Consider the following 4,119-nt stretch of genomic DNA (forward strand, 5'->3'; position numbering starts at 1 on the left):
CGGATGTACTCGCGCCACGGGAGTTTGCGCAATTCGATGGCCAAAAAACGGAAATCGAGAACAGCCCAAAACGGAAACTCCACAGTGAAAGAGGAAGGTTCATTACGGATGGCGTCATAGCTGAAGATAGCGATCGGAAGAATACGGCGGCGGTGTTTTTGAAATAAACGGCTGAAATAAATGAACATTCGCTCCGAAAAAGCGGGTTGGATGTAGCTTTGGTGTTCGATGTGGACAATGATCAGTCCATCTTCCCCTTTTAGCTTTGTCTCGATCAATAGATCGACTCGATGTTTTTCCCCTGCAGTAACATCAGTCAACACTTCTTCTGATAAAAAGGAAAGATGGTTAAAGTCAACATGCTCGTATACGCGCGGGAAGAAGAGGAGAACGAATTCTTCAAAAAACGTGCTTAACAACTCTTTAAACAGGCGATCATGGTCAATGCGCGTTTCTGACATGGTCTCCCTCCCTATTTATTTTTAGACTCCCATTATTTTATTCGATCCATGCAAGGCAAAATCCTGCCTGATCACAGCTTTTTCACAGAAGTTTTTTGTTCGAAGACAGGAAATAAGAGAAATGCTGTCGAATTTTGATGCTGATGGAAAAATGATGAAACCAACTGATGCTTCGGCCGTATGAATCATTGACGGGAAAGGAGGGGAGGGGGATGTGGTTCGGTCATCCGCCTGAAGTCGTATACGGAGCGGTGTTGGTGGTCAGTGCGCTGCTGACGGTGTTGTATTTTTTCTTCAGCGACGTGCTTGACGGCCTGTTCGATGTAGCCGATCATCCGCTGTTCAGCCCGCAGCTAGTTTTATCGTTTTTCATTGTTGGCAGCGCGGTCGGATTGCTGGCGGAATGGTACACAGACTGGGCATCGAGCTTGGTTCTGTGGCTTGCCATCGGTGTGGCGCTTGTTGCTGTGTTGCTGTTGCACTTTTTCGTTTTTTTGCCGCTCCGCTCGGCCGAGGCGTCGCTTGGGTATACGGACGCCGATTTGGAGGGGGCGCTTGCTAAAGTGATCGTCTCGGTGCCGCCTGACGGGTTGGGCGAAATTCTCATCTCCCGTAAAAGCGGCGCGGTGGCCAAAGCGGCGAAAAGCGCAAATAATGAGGCCATTCCGTCAGGGGAAGAGGTCATCATCGTACAAATGGAAAACGGCGTCGCTGTGGTGGCGAGGCACGATCCGTATCACCTTTCCATCTAAAACAAAGAAAGGGGACCTGTCAATGGTTGCGCCATGGTTGATTGTCATTGGTGTCGTCGTCCTGCTTCTTGTCGGACTCATTGCCATTTTCATCGCCCGCTACCGCACGGTCGGGCCGGATGAGGCGCTTATTGTCACTGGCAGCTATTTAGGAAGCAAAAACGTCCACGTGGACGAATCGGGAAACAAAATTAAAATTGTCCGCGGCGGCGGCACGTTCGTCGTGCCGATTTTCCAGCAGGCCGAGCCGCTTAGTTTATTGTCGATCAAATTGGATGTACAAACGCCGGAAGTGTATACGGAACAAGGCGTGCCCGTGATGGCGGACGGGGTGGCGATCATCAAAGTCGGCAGCTCGATTGGCGAAATCGCGACTGCGGCCGAGCAGTTTTTAGGCAAAACGCGTCAAGACATGGAAAACGAAGCGCGTGAAGTGCTTGAAGGCCATCTTCGCTCCATTCTCGGGTCGATGACGGTTGAAGAAATTTATAAAAACCGCGACAAGTTTTCGCAAGAAGTGCAGCGTGTCGCCTCGCAAGATTTGGCGAAAATGGGGTTGGTCATCGTCTCGTTTACGATCAAAGACGTGCGCGACAAAAACGGTTACCTCGATGCGCTCGGGAAGCCGCGCATCGCCCAAGTGAAGCGCGATGCTGACATCGCCACGGCCGAGGCGGAAAAAGAGACGCGCATCAAGCGGGCTGAAGCAGACAAGGAAGCGCGCAAGGCGGAGCTCGAGCGGCTGACGGAAATCGCGGAGGCGGAGAAAATCAACCAGTTGAAGCTCGCTGAGTTCCGCCGCGAGCAAGACATCGCCAAAGCGCGCGCCGATCAGGCGTACCACCTCGAAGAAGCGAAGGCGAAGCAGGAAGTCATGGCGCAACAAATGCAAATTAAAATCATCGAGCGGCAAAAACAAATCGAGCTGGAAGAAAAAGAAATTTTGCGCCGCGAGCGCCAGTACGATTCGGAAGTGAAGAAAAAAGCCGACGCTGAACGCTATGCGATTGAACAAAAAGCGGCGGCGGAAAAGGCGAAGCAAATCGCCGAAGCCGATGCGCAAAAATACCGCGTCGAAACGCTGGCGAAAGCGGAAGCGGAGCGCATCCGTCTCGACGGGCTGGCGAAAGCCGAGGCCGAGAAAGCAAAAGGGGAGGCAGAAGCGGAAATTATCCGCCTGAAAGGTCTCGCCGAAGCGGAAGCGAAACAAAAAATCGCCGAAGCGTTTGAGCGCTACGGCCAAGCCGCTGTGCTCGACATGATCATCAAGATGCTTCCAGAATATGCAAAACAAGTGGCGAGCCCGCTTGCGAACATCGAGAAGCTGACGATCGTCGACACTGGCTCAGGGGCAGGAGGCGGCGCCAACCGTGTCACGGGCTATGCGACGAACTTAATGGCGAGCTTGCAGGAGACGTTAAAAGCTTCGACGGGCATCGATGTGAAGCAGCTGCTTGAGAATCTCACGACAAGCGGTGCATCATCGGCCGTCACGGCCAAGCCAACCGTTGCCGAAGAGGCGAATGCGAGCCAGTCATGAACATGGTGTGCGGCGCCCTTGATCGAACGAAGGGCGCTTTTTTCGTGGTCATACTTGCGACATTCTTCGGAGTTGCGTATTAAGCATTGTTTCGCTATGATGGGAACGAGTGGAATGGAAAAAAGGAAGTAGGTTGAGGATGATGAAACGAGCTCGAATCATTTATAACCCGACATCAGGGCGCGAGCTGTTTAGGCGCCATTTGCCCGATGTGCTCGTTCGGTTGGAAAAAGCGGGCTATGAAACGTCGTGCCACGCCACCGAGGGTCCGGGAGATGCGACGAAAGCGGCGCGTCAGGCCGTCCTGCGGGAATTTGATCTCGTTGTCGCCGCGGGCGGCGATGGAACGATCAATGAAGTTGTCAACGGCATCGCCGATCAGCCGTATCGGCCGAAACTGGGCGTCATTCCTGTCGGGACGACGAACGATTTCGCCCGCGCCATCGGCGTGCCGCGCTCGATCGAAGGGGCGTGCGAGGTGATCGCCACGGGCGAGCCCGTACCCATTGACATCGGCTGTGTGACGAACGAAGACAAAACACGCTATTTCATCAACATCGCCGGCGGCGGCCGCCTGACGGAGCTCACCTACGAAGTGCCAAGCAAGCTGAAAACGATGCTCGGCCAGCTGGCCTATTACTTAAAAGGGATCGAGATGCTTCCGTCCATCAAGGCGACCGAAGCGCAAGTCGAGTACGACGGCAAACTGTTTGAAGGCGAGATTATGATGTTTTTGGTTTCGCTCACGAACTCGGTCGGCGGTTTTGAAAAACTGGCTCCCGATTCGTCGCTCAATGACGGTCTGTTCGATTTCATCATCGTCAAAAAAACGAACTTGGCCGAATTCATCCGCCTTGTCACCCTCGCGGCGCGCGGCGAGCACATCAACGACCCGCACGTCATTTACACGAAAGCGAACCGGGTGAAGGTGCACTCGCCGATGCAGCTAAACTTAGACGGCGAATTCGGGGGCATGCTTCCAGGGGAATTTGTCAATTTGTACCGCCATTTGGAAGTCATCATGCCGAAAGACAAGGCAGAACAAGTGAGAACAGGAAGATAAGCCTGTTCTTTTCTTATGCCTTTCCCCTATAAAGGGCACGCTACATATACAGAGGAACGGCAGAAAGGAGAACGACATGACGAAGCAGCAACCACCAGTCGCCAAAAATGAATATTATGACGTCGTATTCACGGATTTGACCCACGACGGTCTCGGGGTGGCGAAAGTCGACGGCTTTCCCTTGTTCGTGAAAAACGCGCTTCCCGGGGAGCGGGCGAACGTAAAAGTCGTCAAAGTGAAAAAAGGGTATGGGTACGGCCGCCTCGTGGAGCTGTACGAACCGAGCCCCGACCGCATCGAGCC

5 protein-coding genes are annotated in these 4,119 nt (G+C 53.3%); 4 read left to right on the forward strand and 1 reads right to left on the reverse strand.

Going from position 1 to position 4,119, the window contains the following annotated elements:
- Window positions 1–461 (reverse strand): Rpn family recombination-promoting nuclease/putative transposase (locus tag VU18_RS18695; protein WP_047757552.1); only part of this gene is annotated, 461 nt, incomplete at its 3' end.
- A gap of 212 nt (window positions 462–673) precedes the next feature.
- On the opposite strand from VU18_RS18695, the gene VU18_RS01430 reads away from it, so the two are divergent.
- From VU18_RS01430 to VU18_RS18700, 4 genes are all read left to right on the forward strand, one after another.
- Window positions 674–1,213 carry an NfeD family protein gene (locus tag VU18_RS01430; protein ID WP_011229844.1) on the forward strand — a complete coding sequence of 180 codons (540 nt, stop codon included), beginning with the start codon at window positions 674–676 and terminating at the stop codon, window positions 1,211–1,213.
- A gap of 22 nt (window positions 1,214–1,235) precedes the next feature.
- On the forward strand, window positions 1,236–2,753 hold the full coding sequence (locus VU18_RS01435) for a flotillin family protein (RefSeq protein ID WP_011229845.1): 1,518 nt from the start codon (window positions 1,236–1,238) through the stop codon (window positions 2,751–2,753).
- 142 nt (window positions 2,754–2,895) lie between these two features.
- Window positions 2,896–3,816: a diacylglycerol kinase gene (locus VU18_RS01440; RefSeq protein WP_031206465.1), complete on the forward strand. Its 921-nt coding sequence runs from the start codon at window positions 2,896–2,898 to the stop codon at window positions 3,814–3,816.
- Between the two features lie 76 nt (window positions 3,817–3,892).
- A partial coding sequence (locus tag VU18_RS18700) for a TRAM domain-containing protein (RefSeq protein WP_047757554.1) occupies window positions 3,893–4,119 on the forward strand: 227 nt, incomplete at its 3' end.

Origin of the sequence: Geobacillus sp. ZGt-1, from assembly GCF_001026865.1 — a bacterium.
Lineage (GTDB): Bacteria > Bacillota > Bacilli > Bacillales > Anoxybacillaceae > Geobacillus > Geobacillus thermoleovorans.

Excerpts from the sequence above, each read along its gene's own strand:
- VU18_RS01430 (WP_011229844.1), top strand. The coding sequence starts at position 674 with ATGTGGTTCGGTCATCCGCCTGAAGTCGTATACGGAGCGGTGTTGGTG.
- VU18_RS01435 (WP_011229845.1), top strand. The coding sequence starts at position 1,236 with ATGGTTGCGCCATGGTTGATTGTCATTGGTGTCGTCGTCCTGCTTCTT.
- VU18_RS01440 (WP_031206465.1), top strand. The coding sequence starts at position 2,896 with ATGAAACGAGCTCGAATCATTTATAACCCGACATCAGGGCGCGAGCTG.